26 protein-coding genes and 1 riboswitch are annotated in these 25,075 nt (G+C 59.6%); of the genes, 5 read left to right on the forward strand and 21 right to left on the reverse strand.

Annotation, left to right across the window (positions count from 1 at the left end):
• Positions 1 to 48 precede the first annotated feature (48 nt).
• From scpB to OS242_RS03760, 6 genes are all read right to left on the reverse strand, one after another.
• The gene (scpB, locus tag OS242_RS03735; protein WP_267150300.1) at positions 49 to 639 is read right to left on the reverse strand and encodes an SMC-Scp complex subunit ScpB; all 591 of its coding nucleotides are present in this window, start codon (positions 637 to 639) and stop codon (positions 49 to 51) included.
• 24 nt (positions 640 to 663) lie between these two features.
• Positions 664 to 1,446 (reverse strand): segregation and condensation protein A, encoded by a 783-nt coding sequence (locus OS242_RS03740; protein WP_267150301.1) that lies wholly within the window; start codon positions 1,444 to 1,446, stop codon positions 664 to 666.
• Positions 1,447 to 1,450: 4 nt separating this feature from the next.
• Complete coding sequence (locus OS242_RS03745) at positions 1,451 to 2,089, reverse strand: site-2 protease family protein (RefSeq protein ID WP_267150302.1); 639 nt, start codon at positions 2,087 to 2,089, stop codon at positions 1,451 to 1,453.
• A gap of 99 nt (positions 2,090 to 2,188) precedes the next feature.
• Positions 2,189 to 3,091: a spermidine synthase gene (locus OS242_RS03750; RefSeq protein ID WP_267150303.1), complete on the reverse strand. Its 903-nt coding sequence runs from the start codon at positions 3,089 to 3,091 to the stop codon at positions 2,189 to 2,191.
• Entirely contained in the window at positions 3,088 to 4,587 is a 1,500-nt protein-coding gene (locus OS242_RS03755; RefSeq protein WP_267150304.1) for an MDR family MFS transporter, read from the reverse strand. Before OS242_RS03755 ends, OS242_RS03750 begins: the two co-directional genes overlap by 4 nt.
• 57 nt (positions 4,588 to 4,644) lie before the next feature.
• A complete protein-coding gene (locus OS242_RS03760) occupies positions 4,645 to 5,529 on the reverse strand; it encodes a LysR family transcriptional regulator (RefSeq protein ID WP_267150305.1) in 885 nt (294 codons plus the stop codon).
• 98 nt (positions 5,530 to 5,627) lie between these two features.
• Here OS242_RS03760 and OS242_RS03765 point away from each other — a divergent pair, with 98 nt between their 5' ends.
• The 3 genes from OS242_RS03765 (at position 5,628) to OS242_RS03775 (ending at position 8,505) form a co-directional block, all read left to right on the forward strand.
• Positions 5,628 to 6,854 (forward strand): MFS transporter, encoded by a 1,227-nt coding sequence (locus OS242_RS03765; RefSeq protein ID WP_267150306.1) that lies wholly within the window; start codon positions 5,628 to 5,630, stop codon positions 6,852 to 6,854.
• 209 nt (positions 6,855 to 7,063) lie between these two features.
• Positions 7,064 to 7,837 carry a DUF2828 family protein gene (locus OS242_RS03770; protein ID WP_267150307.1) on the forward strand — a complete coding sequence of 258 codons (774 nt, stop codon included), beginning with the start codon at positions 7,064 to 7,066 and terminating at the stop codon, positions 7,835 to 7,837.
• 80 nt (positions 7,838 to 7,917) lie between these two features.
• Positions 7,918 to 8,505, forward strand: coding sequence for a DUF7788 domain-containing protein (locus OS242_RS03775; RefSeq protein WP_456128041.1), 588 nt, complete (start codon positions 7,918 to 7,920; stop codon positions 8,503 to 8,505).
• Positions 8,506 to 8,656: 151 nt separating this feature from the next.
• Here OS242_RS03775 and ribH read toward each other — a convergent pair whose 3' ends face one another.
• The 5 genes from ribH to OS242_RS03800 all read right to left on the reverse strand — a co-directional run bounded on the left by ribH (position 8,657) and on the right by OS242_RS03800 (position 13,866).
• On the reverse strand, positions 8,657 to 9,124 hold the full coding sequence (ribH, locus tag OS242_RS03780) for a 6,7-dimethyl-8-ribityllumazine synthase (protein ID WP_267150308.1): 468 nt from the start codon (positions 9,122 to 9,124) through the stop codon (positions 8,657 to 8,659).
• Between the two features lie 17 nt (positions 9,125 to 9,141).
• Positions 9,142 to 10,296, reverse strand: a complete 1,155-nt coding sequence (gene ribB / locus OS242_RS03785; RefSeq protein ID WP_267150309.1) for a 3,4-dihydroxy-2-butanone-4-phosphate synthase — start codon at positions 10,294 to 10,296, stop codon at positions 9,142 to 9,144.
• Between the two features lie 30 nt (positions 10,297 to 10,326).
• The gene (locus OS242_RS03790; protein WP_267150310.1) at positions 10,327 to 10,983 is read right to left on the reverse strand and encodes a riboflavin synthase; all 657 of its coding nucleotides are present in this window, start codon (positions 10,981 to 10,983) and stop codon (positions 10,327 to 10,329) included.
• A 7-nt stretch (positions 10,984 to 10,990) separates the two neighbouring features.
• Positions 10,991 to 12,097, reverse strand: a complete 1,107-nt coding sequence (gene ribD, locus OS242_RS03795; protein WP_267150311.1) for a bifunctional diaminohydroxyphosphoribosylaminopyrimidine deaminase/5-amino-6-(5-phosphoribosylamino)uracil reductase RibD — start codon at positions 12,095 to 12,097, stop codon at positions 10,991 to 10,993.
• 174 nt (positions 12,098 to 12,271) lie between these two features.
• Positions 12,272 to 12,446: riboswitch (FMN riboswitch) on the reverse strand.
• Between the two features lie 73 nt (positions 12,447 to 12,519).
• Complete coding sequence (locus tag OS242_RS03800; protein WP_267150312.1) at positions 12,520 to 13,866, reverse strand: TrkH family potassium uptake protein; 1,347 nt, start codon at positions 13,864 to 13,866, stop codon at positions 12,520 to 12,522.
• Between the two features lie 167 nt (positions 13,867 to 14,033).
• Between OS242_RS03800 and OS242_RS03805 the strand changes: the two genes are divergently transcribed.
• Together OS242_RS03805 and OS242_RS03810 are read left to right on the forward strand one after the other, a co-directional pair.
• Positions 14,034 to 15,287 (forward strand): D-alanyl-D-alanine carboxypeptidase family protein, encoded by a 1,254-nt coding sequence (locus tag OS242_RS03805; RefSeq protein WP_267150313.1) that lies wholly within the window; start codon positions 14,034 to 14,036, stop codon positions 15,285 to 15,287.
• A 165-nt stretch (positions 15,288 to 15,452) separates the two neighbouring features.
• A complete protein-coding gene (locus OS242_RS03810) occupies positions 15,453 to 17,717 on the forward strand; it encodes a phospholipase D-like domain-containing protein (RefSeq protein ID WP_267150314.1) in 2,265 nt (754 codons plus the stop codon).
• Between the two features lie 64 nt (positions 17,718 to 17,781).
• Here OS242_RS03810 and OS242_RS03815 read toward each other — a convergent pair whose 3' ends face one another.
• The 10 genes from OS242_RS03815 to spoIIAB all read right to left on the reverse strand — a co-directional run bounded on the left by OS242_RS03815 (position 17,782) and on the right by spoIIAB (position 25,072).
• Complete coding sequence (locus OS242_RS03815) at positions 17,782 to 17,913, reverse strand: hypothetical protein (protein WP_267150315.1); 132 nt, start codon at positions 17,911 to 17,913, stop codon at positions 17,782 to 17,784.
• A 70-nt stretch (positions 17,914 to 17,983) separates the two neighbouring features.
• Positions 17,984 to 19,318: a diaminopimelate decarboxylase gene (gene lysA, locus OS242_RS03820; protein ID WP_267150316.1), complete on the reverse strand. Its 1,335-nt coding sequence runs from the start codon at positions 19,316 to 19,318 to the stop codon at positions 17,984 to 17,986.
• Positions 19,319 to 19,537: 219 nt separating this feature from the next.
• A complete protein-coding gene (locus OS242_RS03825) occupies positions 19,538 to 21,043 on the reverse strand; it encodes a spore germination protein (protein WP_267150317.1) in 1,506 nt (501 codons plus the stop codon).
• The gene (locus OS242_RS03830) at positions 21,018 to 21,629 is read right to left on the reverse strand and encodes a stage V sporulation protein AE (protein ID WP_267150318.1); all 612 of its coding nucleotides are present in this window, start codon (positions 21,627 to 21,629) and stop codon (positions 21,018 to 21,020) included. Before OS242_RS03830 ends, OS242_RS03825 begins: the two co-directional genes overlap by 26 nt.
• Before the next feature lie 31 nt (positions 21,630 to 21,660).
• Positions 21,661 to 22,011, reverse strand: coding sequence for a stage V sporulation protein AE (gene spoVAE, locus OS242_RS03835; RefSeq protein WP_267150427.1), 351 nt, complete (start codon positions 22,009 to 22,011; stop codon positions 21,661 to 21,663).
• Between the two features lies 1 nt (position 22,012).
• Positions 22,013 to 23,035, reverse strand: a complete 1,023-nt coding sequence (spoVAD, locus tag OS242_RS03840; protein WP_267150319.1) for a stage V sporulation protein AD — start codon at positions 23,033 to 23,035, stop codon at positions 22,013 to 22,015.
• Between the two features lie 20 nt (positions 23,036 to 23,055).
• Positions 23,056 to 23,475, reverse strand: coding sequence for a stage V sporulation protein AC (gene spoVAC, locus OS242_RS03845; protein WP_267150428.1), 420 nt, complete (start codon positions 23,473 to 23,475; stop codon positions 23,056 to 23,058).
• A 182-nt stretch (positions 23,476 to 23,657) separates the two neighbouring features.
• The gene (locus OS242_RS03850; protein WP_267150320.1) at positions 23,658 to 23,807 is read right to left on the reverse strand and encodes a hypothetical protein; all 150 of its coding nucleotides are present in this window, start codon (positions 23,805 to 23,807) and stop codon (positions 23,658 to 23,660) included.
• 62 nt (positions 23,808 to 23,869) lie between these two features.
• Positions 23,870 to 24,616, reverse strand: a complete 747-nt coding sequence (gene sigF / locus OS242_RS03855) for an RNA polymerase sporulation sigma factor SigF (RefSeq protein WP_267150321.1) — start codon at positions 24,614 to 24,616, stop codon at positions 23,870 to 23,872.
• A gap of 12 nt (positions 24,617 to 24,628) precedes the next feature.
• Positions 24,629 to 25,072, reverse strand: a complete 444-nt coding sequence (gene spoIIAB, locus OS242_RS03860; protein ID WP_267150322.1) for an anti-sigma F factor — start codon at positions 25,070 to 25,072, stop codon at positions 24,629 to 24,631.
• Positions 25,073 to 25,075: the final 3 nt, after the last annotated feature.

The following is a 25,075-nucleotide window of genomic DNA, read 5'->3' on the forward strand; positions in this document are numbered from 1 at the left end:
AGCATACAGAAAAAACCCGAGACAGAAAGTCTCGGGTTTTTGGCACTCTTACTGCTCGTCGTCCGCAAAAATGTCGGGCGTCTGGAACAAGAGATGCTCTTCCTCTTCCAGATCGTCAGGCGCGATAAACGCGGGCGGCGGCGGCAGTTCATCCAGTGCGCGCAGGCCGAAGTATTCCAGGAAGTCTTTGGTCGTCCCGTACAGGATCGGTCGTCCCGGCCCTTCGGCGCGACCGACCTCGTGGATCAACTGCTTGCTCACCAGCGTGGTGATCGCCCGGTCGGACTTGACGCCGCGCACCTCTTCGATCAACACGCGGGTGATCGGCTGTTTGTACGCGACGATGGCCAACGTCTCCAGCGCGGCCTGCGAGAGACCGGCCTGCTGCGGTTGCTGGGCGAGCCGTTCAAAATACGGCGCATGCTCGACGCGGGTGGTCAGCTGAAACGCCCCCGCCACCTCTGCGACAACGAGACCGCGCCCTTCGTTTTCATAATCGGATTGCAGGTCATAGAGCAGGTCGAGCGCGTCTTCCGCATCCAGCTCAAAGATCGCCGCGACCTGCTTGGCGGTGATGCCTTCACTGCCGGCGACGAAGAGCAAGCCTTCGATCACCGCTTTTATCTGATTCAGATCCACTGTGTCTCACCCTTGCCTCTATCTCTATTCGATCTCGTTGTCGATCTCGATGTCGAGCACAGCCTCGATGATGATGTCTTCGAATAGACGATCTTGCAGGCAGCGCACTTTCTGCTTTTTCATCAGTTCGAGCACCGCCAGAAACGTCACCACGATGTCGCCCCGCCGGTAGTAGTCACCCAACAGCGCGGAGAACGACAGCGAGCCGCCGGAAAACAGCAACCGGTCCATGATCTCAAACGTCCGCCCCTCGACCGAGATCTCGTCGCGGTGCACGTCGGCCACGTACTCGTCCGGCTGCGCTTTGGACAGCGCCTTGCGAAACGCGTCGAGCAGGTCGAACAGCGTCACGCCCTCGACCGGGTTTGGCTGCGGCTGTTTGTCCCTGTCCTCCAAAAAGGCGGTGAGGTTTTCCGGGGGCTTGGTGAAGACGCGGCTGCGCTTTTCCTCGCGCTCCCGGAGGTCCTCGGCGAGCTGCTTGTATTTCTTGTACTCGATCAGCCGCTCCATCAGCGCCTGACGCGGATCGTAGTCCGGGTCTTCATAGTCGATCAGGGGCACGTCCAACTCGATGGGACGCGGCAGCAGCAGTCGGGACTTCATCGCCAACAGGCTGGAAGCCATCACGAGAAACTCGCTGGCGATCTCCAAGTTGAGCACCTGCATCAGGTCGACATAGACCATGTACTGGTCGGTGATCTCCGAGATCGACACCTCGGTGATGTCGACCTCCGCTTTGTCGATCAGATGCAGGAGCAGATCGAGCGGGCCTTCAAACGATTGCAGCTTGAGCTTGAGCGGTTCCATCTCGTCAACTCAGCCCTGTGATCGTGCGGATCAAGTCGTTGGTCATGAGTTGCAACGGGAAGATGATAAACCCCGCCCAGCCAAAGAAGACCAGGAGCAACAGCACGAACGGGCCGTATTTTTCCACGTTGTGCATTTTGAGAGCGGTCCGTTGCGGGAGCAGTTCGCGGACGATCCAGTAGCCGTCGAGCGGCGGGATCGGCAGCAGGTTGAACAGGAACAGAATCACGTTGATGTACACGACCGCGTTGACCAATTCGACTGCAAAATTGGACCAGGCATCGTCCATCAAGGACGGGAAGATCATTTTGAAGATAAATGCGAACAGCACGGCCGTCACAAAGTTGGCGAGCGGCCCGGCAAACGTGGTCAGGATCTTGCCGACCCGCTTGTTGCCTTTGAAATTGTATGGATTAAAAGTGACCGGCTTTGCCCAGCCGAAAGGGCCGAACAGGATCAAAAGCGTGCCGAGAATGTCCATGTGCGCGATCGGGTTCAGCGTCAGACGTCCATCGCGCTTGGGCGTCGGGTCGCCGAGCGAGTACGCGACCAAAGCGTGCGCCAGTTCGTGGACGGTGATCGCGATCAGGAAGGCGATCAGTCGAAACAGGATGTCATCCATGTTCAGACCACTGAAAAACATGCGTTGTGCCCCCTCCATATGTTTCGTCAATAATCTATCTTATCACACCTGCCCCCTTCGAAAAAGTGAAAAAGCATCCGCCGAAGAAATGCGGATGCTTCAATCACGCAGGCGAAACAGCAACATGTCTTCGTCGGTCAGCGGTTTGACCTCCGCCAAATCCCACGGCGGATCATGCAGCATCCGCCCTGCCAATCGGTTCAACCGCCGTTTGTGCCGGTTAAAGTGCGTCGACCCGGACACCCGCTGCCAGAGCGCTTGCCGGTCTGGCAGCGGCGCGTCGGCGGCGATCAACAGCATATTTTGCGGCTCGCCGGGAAACGGCGTCGTCGGGATGATCACGACATGGGCAAACACATCCCGGTACGTCCGCCACACCCGGCGCAGATAGAGGCTCTCCCGCCCGCGCACCGCGCCGATCACGTTGACCGCCACAGCACCGCCCTCGGCCAGTCGCGAGCGCAGCAGGCGGACAAACTCGATCGTCTCCAAACGCGGCGGGATGCGGTCGTCCGCATAGGCGTCGAGAAACACGAGGTCAAACTCTGCCGTCGCGTCCTCCAGATACCGCCTGCCGTCGGCGGCCAGATACTCGATCCGCTCGTCGTCCGGCGCGTGAAAATACTCCCGCGCCACCCGGATCACTTCGCCGTCGATGTCCACGCCGTGCAACTGCGCCGTTGGAAACAGCCGCCGCATCGTGCCGAGCGCCGTGCCCGTCCCGACGCCGATGGCGAGAAACGTTCGCAGGTTCGGCACGACACAGACCGCGAGCAAAAACGCTTGCTGATAGGCGAACAGCAGCCGCTCCGGCTCCCGCAGATGCATCGCGCCTTGCCAGCCGCGGGAATCAAAGCGCAGATAGCGCACCTGCCCCCGCCGCTCGACATGCACCGTCTGATGCAGCGACTCCGTTTCATGCTCGCGTATCGTGCGCCCCCGCAAGATCCAATAGGTGCCGATGCCGCCGCAGAGGGCGGATAGCAGGACGAAGCCGTTCATGGCCGGGGATCGGCGGCCGCCGCCTCCCCGTCCGCCCGTTCACGCGGGAAGAACAGGGTGAGCAGCAGCCCGCCGATGCCAAACACCGCCAGCAACACGAACGCCGCGTGCAGCCCCGTATCGAACGCGCCGGACAGCAGAGCGACGAGGTCGGGAGTGAGCTCTGCTCTCTTCTCTTCATCGAGCAGGTCGTTGGTTGCCGACAGCGGATCGACGATGCTCGGCTCATCGGCGAGCGCCTGCTGGATGCGGGCGTTCATCACCGCCCCCATCACCGCCACGCCGATGGCCGCCCCAAGCGAGCGGATAAATTGCAGGGAGGCGGTGGCGACACCGCGACGGTTCCACGGCACCGCCGACTGCACGGCGACGAGAAACGCCAGCGAGGACAAGCCCATGCCCATCCCCATCACAAACAGCACCGCCATCGCGTACGGATAGCCAAGCTTTGGCGTGACAAAGTTCAACAGCACCGACGTGACGGCGATCAGCACCACGCCGATCAACGCCGTGCGCCGGAAGCCCCACTCGATCATCTTGCGTCCGCCAAAGAAAGCGGCGAGCGGCCAGCCGATGGAGAGCGGCATCAAGGCAAGACCCGCCTGCGTTGCCGTGCCGCCCCACACGCCCTGCACATAGGACGGGATGTAGGACGACACGCCCATCAGCACCGCCTGCGTCAAAAATCCGGCCAGCACCGAGACGAGGATCACCGGCACCGCAAACAGATCGAGCGGCACCAAGGGCTCCTGTGCCTTGCGCTCATGCAGCACAAACCAGATCAACAACACCAAGAACAGGCCAAACAGCGCAAAGATCGGCGTCGACAGCCAAGCAAACTCCGTCCCGCCGCTGAGCAACGCAAACAAAAGCGCCGTCATCGACCCGGACAGCGTGATCGCCCCGAGATAGTCGATCTGATGCTTTTTCTTTTCAATGTCCTCATGCAGGGAATAGATCAGCACCAGCACGGCGATCAGCGCAATCGGCACGTTGATGTAAAAAACCCAGTGCCAGGACAGCAACTGAATGATCACACCGCCGAGCACCGGTCCGACGATGGCCGAGACGCCCCAGACGGTCGAGAACAAGCCTTGCATCTTGCCCCGCTCTTCGACGGAGAATATATCGCCGACAATCGTCGTCGCCACCGCCATGATCCCGCCCGCACCAAGACCCTGCACGACGCGGAACAAAATCAGTTGCACCATCGTCGTCGACAGAGCGCAGAGGATCGAGCCGATGACCACGATCAGACAAGAGATGATAAAGATCGATTTGCGTCCGTACAGATCGGACAGCTTGCCGTAGATCGGCACGGTGACCGTGGAGGCGAGCAGAAAGCCCGAAAACACCCACGACATCAGAGGCAGACCGCCCAGCGAGCCGATGATCGTCGGCATCGCCGTCCCGACGATGGTCAAATCGATGGCCGACAGAAAATTCGCCAGCATCACCGCGACCACCACGGCGGTACGATTTGTCGTTTTGGGCATGGAAAGCCCCTCCTTTTTCAAAGCCGCTGCTTTTGTAACCCTATGTACTGTCCCTTATTATACCTGAAAGTCGCGCATCGCCGCGATCCACGCCTGCACGCCTTTGGCGTTCGCTTTGCGCTTGGGATAGACGAGATACACCGTCCGCTCCGGCAGCGGTGTCTCGCCGTCAAACGGCACGCGCTCCAGCACGCCGCTCTGCAGATGCTCCGCCGCCATCGAGTCGAGCAAAAAACCGATGCCCGTCCCCGCGAGCAGCATATTCAAAAACAACGACGCGTGATCGACTTGCACCGCCGCCAACCACAGTTTGCCGACTTTGGCAGCAAACCACTCGTCAAACGGCGGTCCCCAGTTCAGATGGATGAACGGCAGGTCGGAGAGATCCTCCGCCGTCACCACCCGCTCCCGCAGCCCGAGATCGCGATGCGCGACCAGGTGCATCGTCGACGAAAACAGCGGCACCACCTCAAACTCCGTATGCTGCGGCGGCACGAACAGCACCGCCACATCGACGAGGCCGTCCATCATCTTTTTGACCACCTCGTCCGAGTGCCCGGTGATCAGCCGCAACGCCGTCTGCGGATGCTCCTTGCGAAACACCTCCACCACCGGAAACAGCACATGATCCCACAGTGAATACACGCTCCCGACCACCAGCCGATCCTCAAAGCGGCCGTACGCCCTCGTCACCGACTCCCCTTCGCGGATCAACTCCATCACCCGCTGTACGTACGGCAGCAAGAGCCGGCCTGCAGGCGACAAGTCGACGTGGCGGGAGTTGCGCTCGAACAGCGGCTTGCCGACCCGCTCCTCCAGTCCTTTGATCCGCGCAGTCACTGTCGTCTGCGCCACGCGCAACATCTCGGCCGCACGGGTAAAATGCTTCGTTTCCGCGACGGCGAGAAACGCTTCCATCTGCTCCCGTTCCAGACTCCTCACCCCGCTTTGATCAATTTTATTGATTGATTCGATAAAATAGTTTCGTTTCCCTTGTGAGATTCCTTTTTTTAGAATACAGAGAGAGGTGAAACGAAACGATGACAACGAACGCAACCGCACACAACGCACGCAGACGCCCCCTGCCCAAAGGGGTGCCCATGCTGATGCTGACATCCATGCTGATGTACCTGGGCTTTTATGCGCTGATCCCCTACCTGTCCTACCACCTGACCCACTCCCTGCTGATGACGCCCGCGCTGGTCGGTCTGATTCTCAGCGTACGACAGTTGAGCCAGCAAGGGATCACCTTTCTGACCGGCATACTCGCCGACCGCGTCGGCTACAAACCGATGATGGGCATCGGCATGATCATCCGCGGCGTCGGATTTTCCCTGTTTGGCCTCGTCACCACGCCGTCGCTTTTGTTCCTGTCGGCGATCCTCGCCGGTCTTGGCGGCGCGCTGTTCGAGCCGACCCGCGACGCGTCCGTCTCCGCCCTCACCCCGGCGGAGGACCGCACTCGCGTCTTTGCGATCAAAAAAGTGCTCGGCAACGTCGGCATCGCCCTTTCCGCCCTCCTCGGCGGCGCTCTGATCGCCTTTGATTTCAAATGGCTGTCCCTCGTCTGCGGCGGCTCCTACTTCCTCGCCGCCGTCATCACGATGTACACCCTGCCTGCGATCAAAGTACAGGTCGAGCGCTTGCCGTTCAAACGGATGTGGAACACCGTGCTGGCCGACCGCTTTTTCCTGAAATTTATCGTGTGCAACATCGGCTATTATTTCCTCTACCTGCAAATGTACTTTACGATCCCGATCCAAGCGGTCTCGATCACCGGCAGCGTGCATGCCGTCTCGTCGATCAACCTGACGTTGGCTGGCATCATCATCTTTTGCCAATACCCGATCACCCGCTTCATGAGTCGCTGGTCCGCCCTGCGCGGCATCCAAGGCGGGCTGCTCCTGATGGCGGCGGGCTTGCTCCTGCTCGGGTCAGCACACGGCTGGGCCCTGTTTGTCGCCAGCGTCGCCGTCTTTGCCGTCGGCATGATGATCGTCGAGCCCGCCTCCTTCGACGTGATCGCAGGCGCAGCCCGGCCGGAGCTCGCCGCATCCTATTTTGGCTTCTCCGCATTTTCCATGGCGATCGGCGGCGCGGTCGCGCAAGGCTCCGGCGGTTATCTGCTCCAGTACGGCACCGAGATCGGCATGCCCTCTCTGCTCTGGTGGGTGAGCGCAGCGGTGGCGGCGTTGTCAATCCTCGGCATTCAGCGATTGATCACCGATGGAAAAAAAGTGGTTGCACACTCTGAAAAATTCGTTTAAGATACATTTCACACACAACGAGAGATCGAAACCAAAGACGCTGCCAGCAACCAACCTCTGAGATCAAGCCGGGTTTCCGGCCTGATGTAAAAACAGCGTCTTGACCATAGACACGTACAGCCATTTCTCCCTCTAAACTGAGAAGGTGTCTAGTCCTCCGATCTCTCTTTCTTTTTCTCTTCTAAATAAAACGCCAGGAGCTGTTGTCTATGTTGAACTTCCTGAAACATGCGACCTCTCAGACCGTCACAGAAAACGGTGCCATCGCCTCCCGTACCACGCACAGTTCGCTGCTGGATTGGTTCGCCCAAGCGGGCGCGCTGCGCACACGTGATGAACAGGACATCATCCGCTTGTTCTCGCAAGCATGGGCCGATGACCCGTTGCTCGCGCTCAAGTCGCTGTTTTATTTCCGCGACGTGCGCGGCGGTCAGGGTGAGCGGCAGACGTTTCGCACCGTCCTGCGCTACCTGGCGTTGTATCACCTGCATGCTCTTGAACAAAACATCCATCTGATCCCGGTGTACGGCAGATGGGATGATCTCTATATCCTGTTCGGCACTCCGGCGGAGGGAGCGGCCGGTCGATTGATCACCGCGCAGTTCACCCAAGACCTCGCCTCCGACGCTCCGTCCCTGCTCGGCAAATGGCTCAAATCGGAAAACACCTCCTCGAAGGAAAGCCGTGCCCTTGCCCGCCGGACGCGCCAGATCCTCGGCCTCTCCGCCAAGGAGTACCGCCAGAGCCTGAGCCGCCTGCGCGCCCGCATCGGCATCGTCGAGACGACGATGAGCGAAAGGCGCTGGTCGGACATCGAATACAAATCCCTGCCGTCGCAGGCGGGCTTGAAATACAGGCAGGCGTTTCTGCGTCAAGACAACGAGCGCTACATGGCCTTCCTCGCGGCGGTCGCGAACGGTGAGAGCAAGATCAACACCGGCGCTCTCTTCCCCTACGAGATCGTCCGTCAAGTGCCGTCGTAGGTCTGCCTGAGCAAGACGCACCGCTCAATGCGCTGTGGGAAAACCTCCCCGACTACATCGGGGACACAGCGGACGATGCGCTGGCGGTCGTCGACGTATCCGGGAGCATGACCGGCCTGCCGATGGATGTCGCCGTCTCCGTCGGTCTGTACTTGGCCGAGCGCAACAAAGGCTTATATCACAACCATTTCCTGACTTTCTCGATGGAACCGCAACTGGTCGAGATCACTGGCTCGACGTTCTGCGAGCGGGTGCGCAACATCCAAACGGCCGAGTGGGGCTACAACACCGACATCTTCAAAGTGTTCCAACTGGTGTTGCAGACCGCCATCGACAACCAACTCCCGCAGGAGCAGATGATCAAAAAGCTGTTCATCATCTCCGACATGGAGTTTGATCAAGCGGACGCATCGGCCGATACCGCCCTGTTCAACCAGATCCGCGAGCTCTATCGCCAGCACGGCTACGACCTGCCGCACCTCGTCTTCTGGAACGTCGACGCCCGCAACACCCAGTTTCCGATGACGAAAAACGACGCAGGCGTGCAACTGGTCAGCGGCTGTTCCCCGACGCTGTTCACCCATCTGATGAAAGGCGAGCATGTCTCCGCCTTCGACCTGATGCTGGAAGTGCTGAACAGCCCGCGTTATGAGGCCGTGCACCTGTAAACAAGCAATCGACCCGATATCCGCATTTGCATATAGATATCAAACCTTGCTATAGGGAAAATCCGGTTCCTTTATTGGAAACCGGGCCTTGCCAAAAGAAAACCCGGTTCCTTCTTGGGAAGGACCGGGTTTTCTGTTCCTTTACTCCTGATCAGGAGAACTGCTTGCCGAGGTTGCCCATCTCAATCGCCGTGACGGCCGCTTCCCAGCCTTTGTTGCCCGCTTTGGTGCCTGCGCGTTCGATCGCTTGCTCGATGGTGTCGACCGTCAGGACGCCGAACACAGTCGGCACGCCGGTGTCGAGGTTGATGCGGGAGACGCCTTTTGCCACTTCGGAGCAAACGTAGTCAAAGTGCGGGGTCGACCCGCGAATGACCGCGCCGAGCGTGACGACCGCGTCGTATTTGCCAGATGCCGCCATCTTTTTCGCGATCAACGGGATCTCAAACGCGCCCGGCACCCACGCCACGTCCACATCGTCTTCCTCCACGCCGTGACGCTTAAACGAGTCCAGCGCGCCGTCGAGCAGACGGCCGCCGATGAAATCGTTAAAACGGCCGACGACCACGCCGATCTTTAACCCGGTGCCAATCAGATTGCCTTCGATAAATTTAGCCATTGTCAGAACCCCTCCAATTAAATCGAAATCGCGACGTGGCGATCCGTATCTTTTACAGTCAGCGGCACAGTCTCGACGATCTCAAGGCCATACCCTTCCAAGCCGCGGAATTTGCGCGGGTTGTTGCTGAGCAGGCGCATCTTGCGAACGCCGAGGTCGCGTAAGATCTGCGCGCCAAGGCCGTAGTCGGCCGACGCTTGCGGCTTGTCCGGCGCGGCCTCGTTTGCGCACTCTTTTTCCTTGTACATCTTCAGCTTGTCGATCAGGCCGCCTCGCGCCTTTCCCGAGGCGGAGTTGCGGATGTGCAGCAGCACGCCGCTTCCGTTTTCTTCGATCTCGCGCATCGCGGCATGCAGTTGCGCGCCGCAGTTGCATTTTTTCGAGCCGAAGATATCGCCGAGCACACATTCGTTGCGCACGCGCACCAACACCGGCGACTCCGGGTCGATCTCGCCTTTGACAAACGCGACATGCTCGCTGTCATCGAGCGAGTTGGTGTACACGTGCACGTCGAACGTGCCAAAGTCGGTCGGCAGTTCGGCCGACGCCGCCCGCTCGACCAGCTTTTCGCGGTCTTTGCGGTACTCGATCAACGCTTCGATGGTGATCATTTTCAAATCATGCTCGCGGGCGATCTCCACGAGGTCCGGGACGCGGGCCATCGTGCCGTCCGGCTTGAGCACTTCGCAGATCACGCCCGCCGGATAGGAACCGGCAAGGCGGGCCAGATCGACAGCCGCTTCCGTGTGCCCGGCGCGGCGCAGCACGCCGCCGTCGCGGGCGATCAGCGGGAAGATGTGCCCCGGCTTGCGAAACCCGTCCACCGGCGTCGCGTCGCTGATCAGCGCCTGTACCGTCACCGCCCGCTCATGAGCGGAGATGCCGGTCGTCGTGCCTTCCAGCGCATCGACCGACACGGTGAACGCCGTGCCGTGCTGGTCCGTATTGTGCGTCACCATCGGGGCGAGTTGGAGCTCTGCCGCCCGCTGCTCCGTGATCGGCACGCAGACGAGGCCGCGCCCGTGCGTGATCATAAAGTTGATCGTCTGCGCGGTCGTCTTGTCGGCGAGGGAGATAAAGTCGCCCTCGTTCTCGCGGTCTTCATCGTCACAGACGATGATCACCTTTCCCTGCTTCAGGTCTTCTATCGCTGCTTCCACCGTATGAAACATCCGGTCGATCCCCTCTCGTAAATGATCCCCTTATGCAAATCCGTTTTGGCGCAAAAAGTCCAGACTCACGGAGCTTTTTCCTCTCGTCTGACCCGGCAGATAAGGACCGAGCAGCTTTTCGACATATTTGCCGATGATGTCGCATTCCAAATTGACCTGCGAGCCGACGCGACGGTGACGAAGCACCGTGATCTGCCACGTGTGCGGGATCACCGTCACCCGAAACGAATCGCTGTCCACGTCCATCACCGTCAGCGACACGCCGTCGATCGTGATCGAGCCTTTTTCCACCACATAGCGCAGCACCTCCGGGGGAGCTGCGATCCGCACCACCTTGGCGATGTCCTCTTCACCGATGGAGACGATGCGGCCGACGCCGTCGACGTGCCCCGATACGATATGACCGCCAAAGCGCTGCCCCATCGCCATCGCCCGTTCGAGGTTGATCGGTGCGCCCGCTTTCAGCTCATGGAGCGTCGTTTTGCGCATCGTCTCCGGCACCGCGTCGACGGTGAACGAGTGGGCATTGAAATGCGTCACCGTCAGGCAGATGCCGTTGCAGGCGATGCTGTCGCCGAGCGCCACACCTTCCAACACGGTGGACGAGCCTATCGTCAAATGAATCGCGTTGCCGGCCGGACGGATCTCTTTGACCGTCCCGACCTCTTCCACCAATCCGGTAAACATTCGGTTTCTAGTCCTCCTTCAGCCGCGCCGGATAGCCGATCACGCACAGATCCTCGCCGACCGTCTCCACTCGCAGATCGGTCAGCGTCACCGCCTCGGCCATTTTGGCAAACCCGTCCCCGCCGTACGGTGTCGGGGCGGACAGACCTCCGATCAGCTTGGGCGCGATGTACGACACGACCTGATCGATCAGCCCCTCCGTGAGAAACGCGCCGTTGACCTGTGCCCCGCCCTCGACGAGCAGATGGGTGATCCCTTTGGGGTACAATGCGTCGAGCGTCGCTTCCAGATCGAGCCGGCCGTCGCGCTCCGGCACGCGGATCAGTTCCACGCCCCGCTCTTGCAACCGGGCCGCCTTGGCCGGGTCCGCTTCTTCACCGATCACGATCCACGTCGGTGCGACGCTCGTGTCGAGCACCTTCGCCGTCTCCTCGATGCGCAGGCGTCGGTCGAGCACGACGCGGATCGGATTTCGCCCGCCGCCCTCCGGCAGCCGCGTGGTCAGTTCCGGGTCGTCGGCCAGCACCGTGCCGATGCCGACCAAAATGCCGTCCACCTCGTCGCGCAGCCGATGAACACTCGCTCTGGCCGCCTCGCCTGTGATCCAGCGCGAGTCGCCGGTGTGCGCGGCGATCTTGCCGTCGAGCGTCATCGCCGTCTTGACCACAACAAACGGACGCTGTTTCACGATATTCTTTATAAATCGTTCGTTCAGTCGAAGCGCTTCCTGTTCCAGCACCCCGACGACGACCTCGATGCCTGCTTGTTGTAAGAGATTGATCCCGCGGCCGGCCACCAGCGGGTTGGGATCTTGCATCGCCACCACCACGCGCTTCACCTTCGAGCGCACGACGAGCTCCGCACACGGCGGCGTCCGTCCGTGATGGGAGCAAGGCTCCAGCGTCACGTAGAGCGTCGAACCCTCCGCCGCGTCGCCCGCCATCCGAAACGCGTGGACTTCCGCGTGCGGTTCGCCCGCTTTCAGATGCGCGCCTTGTCCGATGATCCGGCCGTCTTTGACAATGACAGCACCTACCAGGGGATTCGGGTTGGTTCTTCCTTTGGCCATCGCAGCCAGGTTCAGTGCCAACTGCATGTAGTGTTGATCGTTCAACGAATCCACCTCCCAGATGTTTGTCTGCACCAAACAAAAAACGCCCGAAGTCAAGAAACTGACTTCAGGGCGCGAGTTTGCTGCATCATGTTGGCGGATAACACAAATGAAGGGGATGTGACCATGCGCTTTAATCAAACAAAGCACAGGGACAATCCCGTTATCCGCACGTATGAGTTCCTTCTACCATCCGGACTATACCGTCGGTACCGGATTCGCACCGGTTCCTGCTCCCTGCAAAAGGGGGCTCGCGGACTTAGCCCTCTCCAGAACAGAGAGTTCATCACCGCCGGTCGGGAATTGGCCGTTTCCAGTAACGAAAACGCCTCACCCTGCCCTGAAGGATATGTCATTGTTCCTGTAAGTATAGTTTCTTTTGCCGCATTCTGTAAAGTGAAAACTTGTACAAACTCCCCAAACGATCAACCGACGTACAGATTGCCGTCCGGATAGCGCACATTTCCTTTATCCTGCGAGCGGGCTGCGAGCGCCAATGCGATCGTCAGCGGACCGAGACGCCCGATGTACATCATCGCGAGGATCACACACTCGCCGACCGGCGACAGAGTCGGAGTCAAATTGGCCGACAGACCGGTGGTGGACGCAGCCGAGACGACTTCAAACAGCAGGGAAAGGAACGGTTTCTGTTCCGTGATCGTCAGGATGAACGTCGCAAACACCACGATCATCGTAAACATGACGGCGATCACCAACGCCTTATAGATGAGGCGAGGCGCGATGGAGCGTTTGAAGATGACCGTCTGTTCCTTGTTCGAGATCACCGTCCAGATGTACAGCAGGATCACAAACGCCGTCACCGTTTTCAACCCGCCTGCGGTCGAGCCCGATCCGCCGCCGATGAACATCAATAAGACCGTCCAGAGCTTGCTGGAGTCTGTCGCCGCTTCGTAGTTGATCGCCGCATAACCTGCCGTCCGGGCAACCGTCGACGAAAACGCCGAACCGAGCCATTTGTCCCCTTCGGACAGCGTGCCGAGCGTCTGCTGATTGCCGCTCTCCAAGCCATAGTAGACGAGCGTGCCGACCACGAGCAGCACCACCGTCGCGATGATGACGAGTTTGGTGTGCAACGAGACGCGGTCGCGTTTCGTGATCTTGCGGCCGATGTCAACGAGCACCGTAAAGCCGAGGCCGCCGATGACGATCAAGCACATGAGCGGCACCAATACCGTGGGATCACCCACATAATCGGACACGCTTTTGAAATCGCCAAACAGGTCAAACCCTGCGTTGCAAAATGCTGAGATGGCATGAAAGATCCCAAAATAGATCGCGCGGCCCATCGGCATCTCCGACGAAAATCGGATCGCCAGCAACGCCGCAAAGACCAACTCAATCGCCACCGTGATCAACACCACATTGCGAGTGAGCCGAATCAGCCCTTCCAGAGACGTCACGTTGAGCGACTGCTGAATCAACAGCCGTTCCTTCAGTCCGATCTTTTTCCCTGTAAAGATTGTAACAAACGTCGCCACGGTCATGAACCCAAGACCGCCGATCTGAATCAAGGAGATGATGACGATCTCGCCAAACTTTGAAAAATACGTACCCGTATCTACGACTACGAGACCGGTCACACAAACGGCGGACGTAGCAGTAAACAAAGCATCCAGAAACGGCAACTTTTCCCCGCTCTCCGATGCAATCGGGAGCGACAGCAGAATGCCGCCGATAAAGATCAAGAGTGCGAAGCCGAATACCAAAATCCTCGCTGGCGTCATAAACCGCCCTATTTTCCAAGTTTGCATAGCCCATCCCCCAACTTCGAAGCAATAAGGAAGAATATACCGTGTTCCGCGACACCCCGCAACCCTCTTTTCGGTAAATGACTAACTTTGCAGGATCAAAACCGCTGTACTAGAATATACAATAAGTACGTACAGCGACGAACCACTACAAGTCCGGAGTGAAGACAATGAACAACTATTTCTATAAATCACTGTCTTGGCTGCTGGCCATGACGCTCTGTCTGACCGTTAGTCTATCCCAAACACAAGCAGCCGATGACAATAATTTCCCCGCCCCTCCCTTCGACTCTTTGCAAGCGAAAGGAGCCGTGCTGCTGGACATGCAGTCGGGCGAAGTGCTATACGGGCAAAACCCGGATGAAAAGCTCTACCCGGCCAGCATCACCAAGATCATGACCGCGATCCTCGCTTTGGAAAAGGGCGACCTGACCGCCCCGGTCAATACTTCCAAGCTCGCCCGCGAGCAAGAGGGCAACCGCATTTACCTGGAATACGACGAAGTCCAGCCGCTGGAAAAGATCCTCTACGGCCTGATGCTCAACTCCGGCAACGACGCCGCCGTCGCCGTCGCCGAACACATCGGCGGCTCGGTCGAAGCGTTTGCTGGGATGATGAACGACAAAGCGGCGGAGCTCGGGATGACAAACACCCACTTCGTCACGCCGAGCGGCCTGCACGACGACAACCACTACACCACGCCGCGCGACATGGCCTTGCTCTCCGCCTACGCCATGAAAAACGGCACCTTCCGCAAGATCGTCGCCACCGAGGAACTCCCTTGGGACGGTCTCGTCTGGGATTCGCTGCTCGTCAACCTCAACTCGATGCTCTGGAACTACGAAGGCGCGACCGGGCTCAAGACCGGCTTCACCGACCAAGCGCAGCAGACGATCAGCGTCTCCGCCAAACGCGGCGACCGGGAGATCGTCGCCGTGCTGATGGGCGTCGAGAACCGGATGCAGGTGCGGCTGGAATCAACCAAGCTACTCGACTACGGATTTGACTCCTTCACCACCGAGCGGGTCGCAAGGTCCGGTGACACGCTGCAGACGTATGCTGCCGAAACGGCTGAAGCCCCCTTAATCGATGCCAAGGTCGAGCAGGACGTCTACGTGACCACAGGCAGGGACAGCGGAGCCAAGGTCGAACGCGAGATTCAGTTGCACCCGCCGACCGCCCCCTATGCCAAAGGCACAAAGGTCGGCACCGCCGTGTGGAAGATCGACGGTCAGACGGTGGCCGAGGCTCCTCTTTACGCCTCCCGCGACGTGTTCCCGCCCGCCACGCTGCTCAGCGCGACGACCGGCCCGAGCAACCTGCTGTTCGCGATCCCGCTCGCGTTGATCGCGCTGATCGGCTGGTTCCTGCTTCGCATGCGCCGCACACGCCGCCGGCCGCCGTTCCAAAACCGCTACAACTGACCCGCCCTCACCGGCGGGTTTTTTGTTTATCGTTCGACTTTACAGTCAAAAATAAATTGAAATGCGTTTCCCAGTTTCTATCATTGCTAATCGACCGAACATTCGATTACAATGTCCACAGAAATATTCGTAATTTATTCGTATTCTCTGAAAGGACGGTGTCCCATGCGCACCAAGTTTTCCATTCCGCTGCTCAGCGCCATGCTGGCGACCGGTCTGCTCGCAGGTCTCCTGCCGACGACCGCTGTCCCCGCCACAGCCGCGGCGGTCAACCACCCGATCTTGACCGAAGTCTACGCAGACACCAACCTCTCCTACGAACCGGAGGAGTACATCGCCGTCACCAACCCGACGGCGGACAACGTCTCCCTGACCGGCTGGAACCTGGCTGTCGGCTCGAACAAACTGACCTTCCCGACCAACACCACGCTGGGGGCGCATCAAACGCTGTACATCACCAAAAACGCCTCCTCGTTCCAATCGGAAATGCTCTTCCCGGCCCATTTTGAATATGGCGCCGACTCCGATCCATCCGTTCCGCAGATGACCGTCACCGGCTCCGTACCGACGTTTGCCAACGCAGGCGGTGCCGTGACTCTGAACAACGCCTCTGCCAACGTCGACACGTTCGTCTACGGCACCGGCAACACCGCGACGGCAGGCTGGAGCGGCGCATCAGTGCCGACCGTCTCCGAGGGCACGATCTACGTCCGCGAACGCCGTGAATCGACCGCGCAGTTTGACGACAGCGACGCGGCCGCAGACTGGGAACACCTGCGCGTTTACCAAGCGGGCCAGTCCCGCTTCACCGCGCCGAGCTACTCGTTTGCCGGCACCGTCCAGCCCTACTCGTCGCCCGACAACTCCTTCGCCACGCTCGTCTCGCTGCTGAACAGCGCCAAGACCAGCATCGACCTGAACGTCTACGAGTTCCAATCCACGCCGCTCCTCGACGCGATGAAAAACGCGCTGGCACGCGGCGTCAAAGTCCGCCTCTTCCTCGAAGGGCAGCCGGTCGGCGGCCTCGTCGACCAAGGCAAATACGTTGCCCAGCAGATCGTGAACGGCGGCGGCCAAGTCCGCTTCATCGTCAGCGACACGGCGAACGGCATCCACAAACGCTACCGCTTCGACCACGCCAAATACGCGATCATCGACGGTCAGAGCGTCTTCGTCCAGTCGGAAAACTGGAAGCCGACCGGCGTTCCGTCGGTCAACAACTTTGGCAACCGCGGCTGGGGCATGATCGTCAACAACGCCGCCACCGCCCAGCGCTTCACCGACGTCTTCAACAGCGACTGGAACGTGCTCGCCAAAGACTCCTTCCCCTTCACCGCGACCGACTCGCGCTGGGGTGCTCCGACCGCCGGATTTACCCCGGACAACACCGTCGGCTCCGGCACGTACTCGCTGCAGGCTCGCTCCAAGCCGATCACCGGCGAGTTCACCGTCACGCCGATCTTTGCTCCAGACAACACGTTCCTGCAGCAAAACGGCATCATCGGCCTCGCACGTCAGGCGCAAACGTCGCTGCTCGTCGAACAGCTCTACATCCACAAATTCTGGGGATCGACGACGACCGGCACCACGGCGACGACGCCTGACATCTATCTCGAAGAAGTGATCGCAGCGGCCCGTCGCGGCGTCCAAGTCCGCGTCCTGCTCGACTCCTCCTTCCTCGACCCGAACGACCCGCGCGACAACCAGTACACGGTGCAGTACATCAACGACACCGCCGCCCGCGAAGGTCTCGACATGCAGGCCAAACTGGTCGACACCGCAAAAGTCGGCATTGAAAAGATTCACAACAAAGGCATGATCGTCGACGGCCGCAAAGTGCTCGTCTCCTCGATCAACTGGTCGGAAAACTCGCCGGAAAACAACCGCGAAGCAGGGATCATCGTCGACAACCCGGAGTCTGCCGCCTACTACGAGACGCTGTTCTGGTACGACTGGACGGCGGGCACCCAGACCTGGAACCCGGCCGAACCTAAAGGCACCGCTCCGGTGCACATCACCGAGGTCATGTACGCGACCGGCGGCTACGATGCCACCCGTGAATACGTCGAGCTCTACAACCCGAACAACGTCTCCGTCGACGTCAGTTCCTACAAATTGACCAACAAATCGGGCACCTACACCGTCCCGGCCGCCACCGTCATCCCGGCGCACTCCTTCCTGACGGTCGGCAAAGACAGCTCTGCATTTGCCACCTATAAAGGATTTGGCCTCGATGTCAGCGGCTTCTCGCTGACCCTGACCAACACCGGCGATCAACTGCAACTGAAAAACACCGCCGGCACGGTCGTCGACAGCGTCGCGTGGAACAACTACGTCACCGGTTGGCCGCTCGCCACCGCCTCCGGGCAGGTGCTCTCCCGCACCTACTCCGGGAGCTGGACCGTCGCCGAGCCCAACCCGAAAAAATAAAACAGCCATAGAAAAGAGCACCTCGCCCGTTGCGTGAGGTGCTCTTTTCTATGGCCGTTCATGTTCAGGCAACCGCAGGGCGGCGGTTGAAAAATTGCGAGATATAGGGCCACATCGGTTGGAAGAACCCGAAGACGCCCCGAAACACACCGAAAAATTGAATCAGTCTCGGCAGGAACAGCAACAGAGATGCCATGGCAAACTCCCTCCCTTCCTCTTCCTAACAGACTATGTGGAAGGATCGGGACTTGCTTTCCGCACCTGACCTATTTGCTGTACACCCCGTCCAAAAAACGGGCCGGGATCACGTCGCCTTTGATCAGATCGTCCTTCGTCTCGCGCTTGACGACAACATCCGCCTCGCCCTCCTGTACAAACACGACAGCCGGACGCACCATGCGGTTGTAGTTGCTCGCCATCGAGTAGTTGTACGCGCCGGTGCAGGACACCGCGAGGATGTCCCCCGCCTGAACCGTCGGCAGTTTGACATCCCAGATCAGCATGTCGCCCGACTCGCACGCCTTGCCTGCGATGGAGACCAGTTCGGTCGGCTCCTCGTCGGCACGGTTGGCGATCATCGCCTCATAGACCGCTTGGTAGAGAGCCGGACGCGGGTTGTCGGCCATGCCGCCGTCGACGGAGACGTATTTGCGCACACCGGGGATGTCTTTCGTCGAGCCGATCGTGTACAGCGTCGTGCCCGCCGGACCGACGATGGAGCGGCCCGGTTCGATCGCCACTTCCGGATACTCTGTGCCAAGGCGGGTAAACTCTGCCTTGACCGCCTCCGTGATCGCATCGATATACGCCACCGGCTCCAGCGGATCATCCTCCGCCGTGTACCGGATGCCAAACCCGCCGCCGACGTTCAAGATCGACAGGTCTGCAGCGCCCAGTTCGCGCTGGCTCATCACGTAAAACTCCGCCATGCGGGCCACCGCCGTCTTGAAGCCCTCCGTCTCGAAGATCTGCGAGCCGATGTGGCAGTGAATGCCGACCAGACGGACGCCTTTCGTCTGAAGCGCCTGCTCGACCGCCTGACGAGCCGTGCCTTTTGCAATCGAAAAACCAAACTTGGAGTCTTCCTGACCGGTGGAGATGTACTCATGCGTGTGCACCTCGACACCCGGCGACAGGCGAAGCTCGATGTCGGCCACCAGCCCTTTTTCGGTCGCCAGAGCACCGAGCAGCTGCAGCTCGTGGAACGAATCGACGACAAACAGGCCGATGCCCGCCTCCAGCGCTTGTTCGATTTCATCCGGGGTCTTGTTGTTGCCGTGGAAGTGAATCCGCTCCGGCGGGAAGTTCGCCTTGAGCGCCGTGTACATCTCGCCTCCGGACACGACGTCGATCGACAGACCTTCATCTGCGACCAGTCGGCACATCGCCATGGTGCAGAACGCCTTTGACGCATACGCGATGTCGTAGCGCAGCCCGCTCTTTTCAAAAGCCGCCTTGTACGCGCGGATCGTCTGACGGATCAACGCTTCATCATACACATACAACGGCGTGCCAAAACGCTTGGCCAACTCAGCGGCTTCCGTGCCGCCGATCACCAGTTGTCCCGCCTCATTGACTCGACTCGTGCCATGCAAATACATACCCGTCGTCTCCTCTCCCGATATGAAAAAGGTCGACGCGAAAAACGTCGACCGTAGGACTCAGCATCATCTCGATGTAAAATTTTCTACAGTGCCACATTCCCGACCTAAAGCGTTCGAATCAGGGTTTGCTGGTTTAATTTATGTCTCATTATAACAAGAATGTTCATGTCGGGCAACCGCCAGTTGCAAGTTCCGCACCTGCCTGCCGCACGGTGTTTAATTCGGTTGTCTGTCTTTGTCTTTCGGACGGACAAACGACGGACGGACGTTGCTGAACGGCACCGGCGCGCGCATCACGACCGACAGCAGCGCCTTCAGGTTGAACGGCACCAGCGGCCAGAAATACGGACGCGTGATCGACTTGGTGCGGGCCAGGATGATAAACCACGCCGCGAACGCCGCCGCCAGCCCGTACCAGTCCAAAAACGCCACGGAGAGCACGAAAAAGACGCGCGTGATCCGGTTGGCCATCGACAGCTCGTAGCTTGGCGTCGCAAACATCCCGATGGCGGCGACCGCCAGATAGAGAATCGTCTCCGGGGCAAACAGCCCGACCTTGACGGCGATATCGCCGATCAGCACCGCCGCGATCAAGCCCATCGCGGTGGCGAGCGGCGTCGGCGTATGGATCGCCGCCATCCGCATCAGGTCGATCCCGAGCTCCGCGAACAGGAACTGAAGGATGATCGGGATCGCCCCGATGTCATCCGGTCCGAGAAACGCAAGTCCTGCCGGCAGCCACTCCCGGTGGATCAGCGTAAACAAGATCCACATCGGGATAAAGAACAGGGACGCAAAGATCCCCAAAAAACGCACCCACCGCACCCAGAGACCGGTCATCGGATTTTCCCGAAACTCCTCGGCGTGCTGCACGTGATGGAAAAACGTCGCCGGCGTGATCATCACGCTCGGAGACGTGTCGACAAAGATCAGGATGTGGCCTTCCAGCAGATGCACCGCCGCCACGTCCGGCCGCTCCGTATAGCGGACCAACGGGTACGGATTCCAACGGTTGCGCTGCGTCAGCCACTCCTCGACCGTCTTTTCCGCCATCGGCAGCCCGTCCACCTCGATCCCGGACAGCCGCGTGCGGATCTCTTCGACGAGATGGTCGTCCGCCACGTCTTCCAGATAGGCGATGGCGATGTCTGTCATCGAGCGCGTTCCGATCTTCATGTTGATAAATCGCAGTCTCGGATCGCGGATGCGGCGGCGGGTGAGCACCGTGTTGTGCACCAGCGTCTCCACATAGCCGTCGCGGGAGCCGCGCACGACGCGCTCCAACTCCGGCTCCTGTGGCGAGCGGGCCGGGAACGTGCGGGCGTCGATCAGAAACGCTTTTTCAAAGCCGTCGATCAACACCGCCGTCTGCCCGGTCAGGACGGCCGCGACCACCTTGTCGCTCGTCTCCACCAGTTCGACCTGCGTGTGCCCGAGATACGTATGGAACAGTTTTTCCACCGTGTCGACCGCGATCTGCTCTCGTTTGAGATGCGACAACGACCGCAGCATGTCGTCGACGATGTTGTCCTTCACAAAGCCGTTGATGTACAAAAACGCAAAGTCATGCCCGGCAAACGTCATCTCCCGGTTGATCATGTCAAAGCTCTTGCCGATCCCGAGCGCGCGTTCAAAGAACTTCAGGTTTTCGGACAGCTTCTTCTCCAGTGGCAACTCTTGCTTGGTCGGCGGAATGTCAGTGTTTCGTTTGATCTGAGCCATGCGAGTATCCACTCCGTTTCAGAATTTCCAGGATCGCCTGTTTGGTGACCGGGGCCCCCTTCAAAAAATGGTCTTTGCCCTGCATCTTGCCGATGTCGCCCACGCCGATGATCACCGGCACTTCGCACTCGGCGAGCACATCGACCGTGTCGCCGTAGACGACCGCTTCGCCGGTCTTGACCGGGATGCCGTCCTTGTCCACCCCATCTTCGATCATGCGCCCGTTCTGGTCGATAGAGAAATCTACATGCACGCCTTCGACAAACGGAGTGTTTGACGCGACTGCAATCGCCCCGAGCACGTCGATCTGCGGGTGCTTGACAAGATACTCCAACGCCTTTTCGCCAAATCCAAAATCGCCGTCCCCGTTGTCGTCAAACATCACGACGACCGGGTCATGTTTGGCGTGCTGGACCAGCCGGACGATCTGCTCGCCGCTCAGCGGCGTGGGATTGCCGGAGGAGCGGGAGATGACCCGGCAGCCTGCATCGGCAGCCGCCCGTTCCACCGCCTTGCGTGCAACTTGATCGCCGTCCGTGACCAAAATGACTTTGCGCGGTTCGGATGATTCTTGGGTGTTGTACATCTTCTCATCACTCCTTCGGTCGCAAGATAGTCTACCCTCTCGGCCTAAAGATCAGCGAAGCCAGAAACGAGAACACGATAGCGGCGGAGATCCCCGCCGATGTCACTTCAAATATGCCGGTGATGATGCCGATCAAACCGTGCTGTTGCGCCTCGGCCATTGCGCCGTGCACCAGCGCGTTGCCAAAGGACGTGATCGGCACCGAAGCTCCGGCTCCGGCAAATTTGATCAACGGTTCATACAAACCAAATCCGTCCAGCACCGCCCCCGTACAGACGAGGATCGTCATCACGTGCGCCGGCGTGAGCGTCGTCAGATCCATCAGCAACTGCCCGATCACGCAGATGCCGCCGCCGACAAGAAACGCCCACAGAAACTGTATGTCAATCTCCACTGCCGCTCCCCCTCTCGATGCAGACCGCGTGCGCCACGCAAGGGATCGACTCGCCCTGCTGCGTCGAGACCGGCGAGAGCAACGCCCCGGTCGCGATGACGAGGATGCGTTCGAGTTCGCCTTTCTCCATCCGCTTCAACAGATGCCCGTACGTCACCACCGCGCAGCAGCCGCAACCGCTCCCCCCGGAAAACACTTCTTCCTGATCCGGGTCATAGATCAGGATGCCGCAGTCTTTAAAGCGGTCTCCGAGATAAAACCCTTCCTGCTCCAACAGCTCGTTGCAGATCTTGTGCCCGACCCGCGCCAGGTCGCCGGTGACGATCAGATCATAGTCCTCCGGCGTGCGGCCCGTGTCCCGGAAATGGCGAGAGATCGTGTCGGCCGCCGCCGGGGCCATCGCCGCGCCCATCTCAAACGGCGAGGTAATCCCCAGATCCACCACTTTTCCGATGGTGGCATGCGTGACGCGCGGCCCCACCCCGCCCTTGCCGACTACCGCTGCTCCCGATCCGGTCACCGTGCTCTGCGCCGTCGGCGGCTTTTGCCCGCCGTACTCGGTCGGATAGCGGAACTGCCGCTCCGCCGTCGAGTTGTGCGAACAGGTGGCGGCCAGCGCCGTGTCAGCATATCCGGCATCGACCGTCATCGCCGCCAGCGCCAGCGATTCCATCGACGTCGAGCACGCTCCGAACAGCCCGAGAAACGGCACACCGAGCGTGCGGGCGGCAAAGTTGGCCGAGATGATCTGATTGAGCAGATCGCCCGCGTAGAGCACATCGACCTTGTCCCCGCTGATGTCCGCTTTTTGCAGCGCGGTCTGACAGGCTTCTTCGATCAGCCGCCGCTCCGCCTTCTCCCAGGAGTCCTGTCCGATATAGTTGTCCGGATGCACCGTATCAAAATCTTCCCCCAGCGGCCCTGCTCCTTCTTTCGGACCGACCACAGCAGCGGTGGCCAGCAGAACCGGCGCGGAAGGGAAGTGCCAGGTTTGCTTTCCCATCAAAGGCATGTGATTCCCCTCCTCTCTCGTCAACTCAGCATGGTGAGTATCTGTTTGATCAACGCCACAAAGAACGCGGCGACCGTGCCAAAGACGATGACCGGTCCTGCCACCTTGAACATCTGACCGCCGACGCCGAGCACGTAGCCTTCGCTGCGGTGCTCCAACGCTGCGGACGACATCGCATTGGCAAACCCGGTGACAGGCACCGCAGACCCCGCGCCCGCCCACTGACCGATGCGGTCGTACACGCCCAATCCGGTCAGCAGCACGGCGATGAACACCAGCGTCGCCACCGTCGGATTGGACGCCGAACGCTCGTTAAAACCAAAATAAGCGATGTAGAACCCCTGTAGAAACTGACCGAGCAAACAGATCATGCCGCCGACCAAAAAAGCTTTGATACAATTGGCCATCACCGGTTTTTTCGGCGTGTGCCGCTGCGCCATTTTTTTGTACGCCACTTTGTCCTTCGGTCCTTGCTTCACAAAGCATTCCCCCTTAACCATCTGTCCTTAAGGTTTCCATCTCCGCCCTGCCCCTATGTCTGCAAACGGTTGGCAAGTTTTTCACACCGCCGGAAAACGCGAAAAAGCAGGCACCCCTCCCGTGGAGGAGCACCTGCTCTTTTTTACACGCGTTTGGCGTTTGTGATGCGGTCGTACTTGACCGCGCCTTGCCCGTACCACCAATAGCTGCCCGCGCTGACCGCCACGAGCAACAGCAAGGCGATCATGAGCCAATACGCCCGCGACCTGCCCGGCCGGATTATCGTCTTCATACAATAAAGCACCTCGCAACTGTGCGATCTTTGCCCTTTAGTATGAACCGAGTTCCGGCCTCTTAACCCAATTGATCGCGAATCATCCCTAATATCTTCTTCTCAAGCCGCGACACCTGCACCTGTGAAATGCCGAGCACTTCGGCTACCTCCGCCTGTGTCTTGTCCCGGAAGAAGCGCAGGAACACGATCAACCGCTCCCGCTCCGGTAGCCTTTGCAGCGCGTCGTGCAGCGCCACCTTGTCGAACCATTTGTTTTGCGATTCGTCGGAGATCTGGTCCATCAGATAGATCGGATCGCCGTCGTTCTCAAACACCGTCTCGTGGATGGATGCCGGTTGGCGCATCGCTTCCAGCGCAAACACGACTTCAGTGGGCTCCATCGAGAGCGCCTGCGCGACCTCGTTGATATGCGGTTGACGGCCGAGTTTTTTGGCCAGATCGTCGCGGGCGCGCCGCACTTGACGTGCGGTCTCCTTCAGCGAACGGGAGATCTTCACCGTGCTGTCGTCACGCAGGAATCGCTGGATCTCGCCGATGATCATCGGCACCGCATACGTGGAGAAACGCACATCGTAGGAAAGGTCAAATTTGTCGATCGCCTTCATCAGGCCGATGCACCCGATCTGGAACAGATCGTCCGCCTCGTACCCGCGATTGAGAAATCGCTGTACGACCGACCAGACCAGACGCTGGTTTGAGACGATCAGCGCTTCGCGGGCCGACCCGTCACCCGCCTGCGAGTTGGCGATCAGGGCTTTGACCTGCTCGTCCGTATATTTCTGATGCGGGGTTGAAGTTTTTTCCATAGGCACCTCTTCTTAGTGCTCTGCCATCGTTGGACTTTTCAACGTTTTGCGCATCCGCACGCGGGTGCCCACTCCCGTGCGCGACACGACGTCGATCTCGTCCATGAAGTTCTCCATGATCGTAAAGCCCATGCCCGAGCGTTCCAACTCCGGCTTGGACGTGTACAGCGGTTGACGCGCCTCATCGAGGTCTTCGATGCCTTGCCCTTGGTCCTCGACGATCACTTCCACCGCACCGCCGATGATGCTGCATGAGATGGTGACCATGCCGTCCCCGTCCTCGTAGCCATGGATGATCGCGTTGGTCACCGCTTCGGAGACGACCGTCTTGATCTCGGTCAACTCCTCGACCGTCGGGTCGAGCTGCGACACAAACGCCGCCACCGCCACGCGCGCAAACGATTCATTTTCGGAGCGGGAAGAAAATTTCAGTTCCATGTAGTTCGACGCCTGCATCCC

Origin of the sequence: Tumebacillus lacus (assembly GCF_026410385.1) — a bacterium.
Classification (GTDB): Bacteria; Bacillota; Bacilli; order Tumebacillales; family Tumebacillaceae; genus Tumebacillus; species Tumebacillus lacus.

Excerpts from the sequence above, each read along its gene's own strand:
- OS242_RS03740 (WP_267150301.1), bottom strand. The coding sequence starts at position 1,446 with ATGGAACCGCTCAAGCTCAAGCTGCAATCGTTTGAAGGCCCGCTCGAT.
- OS242_RS03745 (WP_267150302.1), bottom strand. The coding sequence starts at position 2,089 with ATGTTTTTCAGTGGTCTGAACATGGATGACATCCTGTTTCGACTGATC.
- OS242_RS03750 (WP_267150303.1), bottom strand. The coding sequence starts at position 3,091 with ATGAACGGCTTCGTCCTGCTATCCGCCCTCTGCGGCGGCATCGGCACC.
- OS242_RS03755 (WP_267150304.1), bottom strand. The coding sequence starts at position 4,587 with ATGCCCAAAACGACAAATCGTACCGCCGTGGTGGTCGCGGTGATGCTG.
- OS242_RS03765 (WP_267150306.1), top strand. The coding sequence starts at position 5,628 with ATGACAACGAACGCAACCGCACACAACGCACGCAGACGCCCCCTGCCC.
- OS242_RS03770 (WP_267150307.1), top strand. The coding sequence starts at position 7,064 with ATGTTGAACTTCCTGAAACATGCGACCTCTCAGACCGTCACAGAAAAC.
- ribH (WP_267150308.1), bottom strand. The coding sequence starts at position 9,124 with ATGGCTAAATTTATCGAAGGCAATCTGATTGGCACCGGGTTAAAGATC.
- ribB (WP_267150309.1), bottom strand. The coding sequence starts at position 10,296 with ATGTTTCATACGGTGGAAGCAGCGATAGAAGACCTGAAGCAGGGAAAG.
- OS242_RS03790 (WP_267150310.1), bottom strand. The coding sequence starts at position 10,983 with ATGTTTACCGGATTGGTGGAAGAGGTCGGGACGGTCAAAGAGATCCGT.
- OS242_RS03800 (WP_267150312.1), bottom strand. The coding sequence starts at position 13,866 with ATGCAAACTTGGAAAATAGGGCGGTTTATGACGCCAGCGAGGATTTTG.
- OS242_RS03805 (WP_267150313.1), top strand. The coding sequence starts at position 14,034 with ATGAACAACTATTTCTATAAATCACTGTCTTGGCTGCTGGCCATGACG.
- OS242_RS03810 (WP_267150314.1), top strand. The coding sequence starts at position 15,453 with ATGCGCACCAAGTTTTCCATTCCGCTGCTCAGCGCCATGCTGGCGACC.
- OS242_RS03815 (WP_267150315.1), bottom strand. The coding sequence starts at position 17,913 with ATGGCATCTCTGTTGCTGTTCCTGCCGAGACTGATTCAATTTTTCGGT.
- lysA (WP_267150316.1), bottom strand. The coding sequence starts at position 19,318 with ATGTATTTGCATGGCACGAGTCGAGTCAATGAGGCGGGACAACTGGTG.
- OS242_RS03825 (WP_267150317.1), bottom strand. The coding sequence starts at position 21,043 with ATGGCTCAGATCAAACGAAACACTGACATTCCGCCGACCAAGCAAGAG.
- OS242_RS03830 (WP_267150318.1), bottom strand. The coding sequence starts at position 21,629 with ATGTACAACACCCAAGAATCATCCGAACCGCGCAAAGTCATTTTGGTC.
- spoVAD (WP_267150319.1), bottom strand. The coding sequence starts at position 23,035 with ATGCCTTTGATGGGAAAGCAAACCTGGCACTTCCCTTCCGCGCCGGTT.
- spoVAC (WP_267150428.1), bottom strand. The coding sequence starts at position 23,475 with ATGGCGCAGCGGCACACGCCGAAAAAACCGGTGATGGCCAATTGTATC.
- OS242_RS03850 (WP_267150320.1), bottom strand. The coding sequence starts at position 23,807 with ATGAAGACGATAATCCGGCCGGGCAGGTCGCGGGCGTATTGGCTCATG.
- sigF (WP_267150321.1), bottom strand. The coding sequence starts at position 24,616 with ATGGAAAAAACTTCAACCCCGCATCAGAAATATACGGACGAGCAGGTC.
- spoIIAB (WP_267150322.1), bottom strand. The coding sequence starts at position 25,072 with ATGCAGGCGTCGAACTACATGGAACTGAAATTTTCTTCCCGCTCCGAA.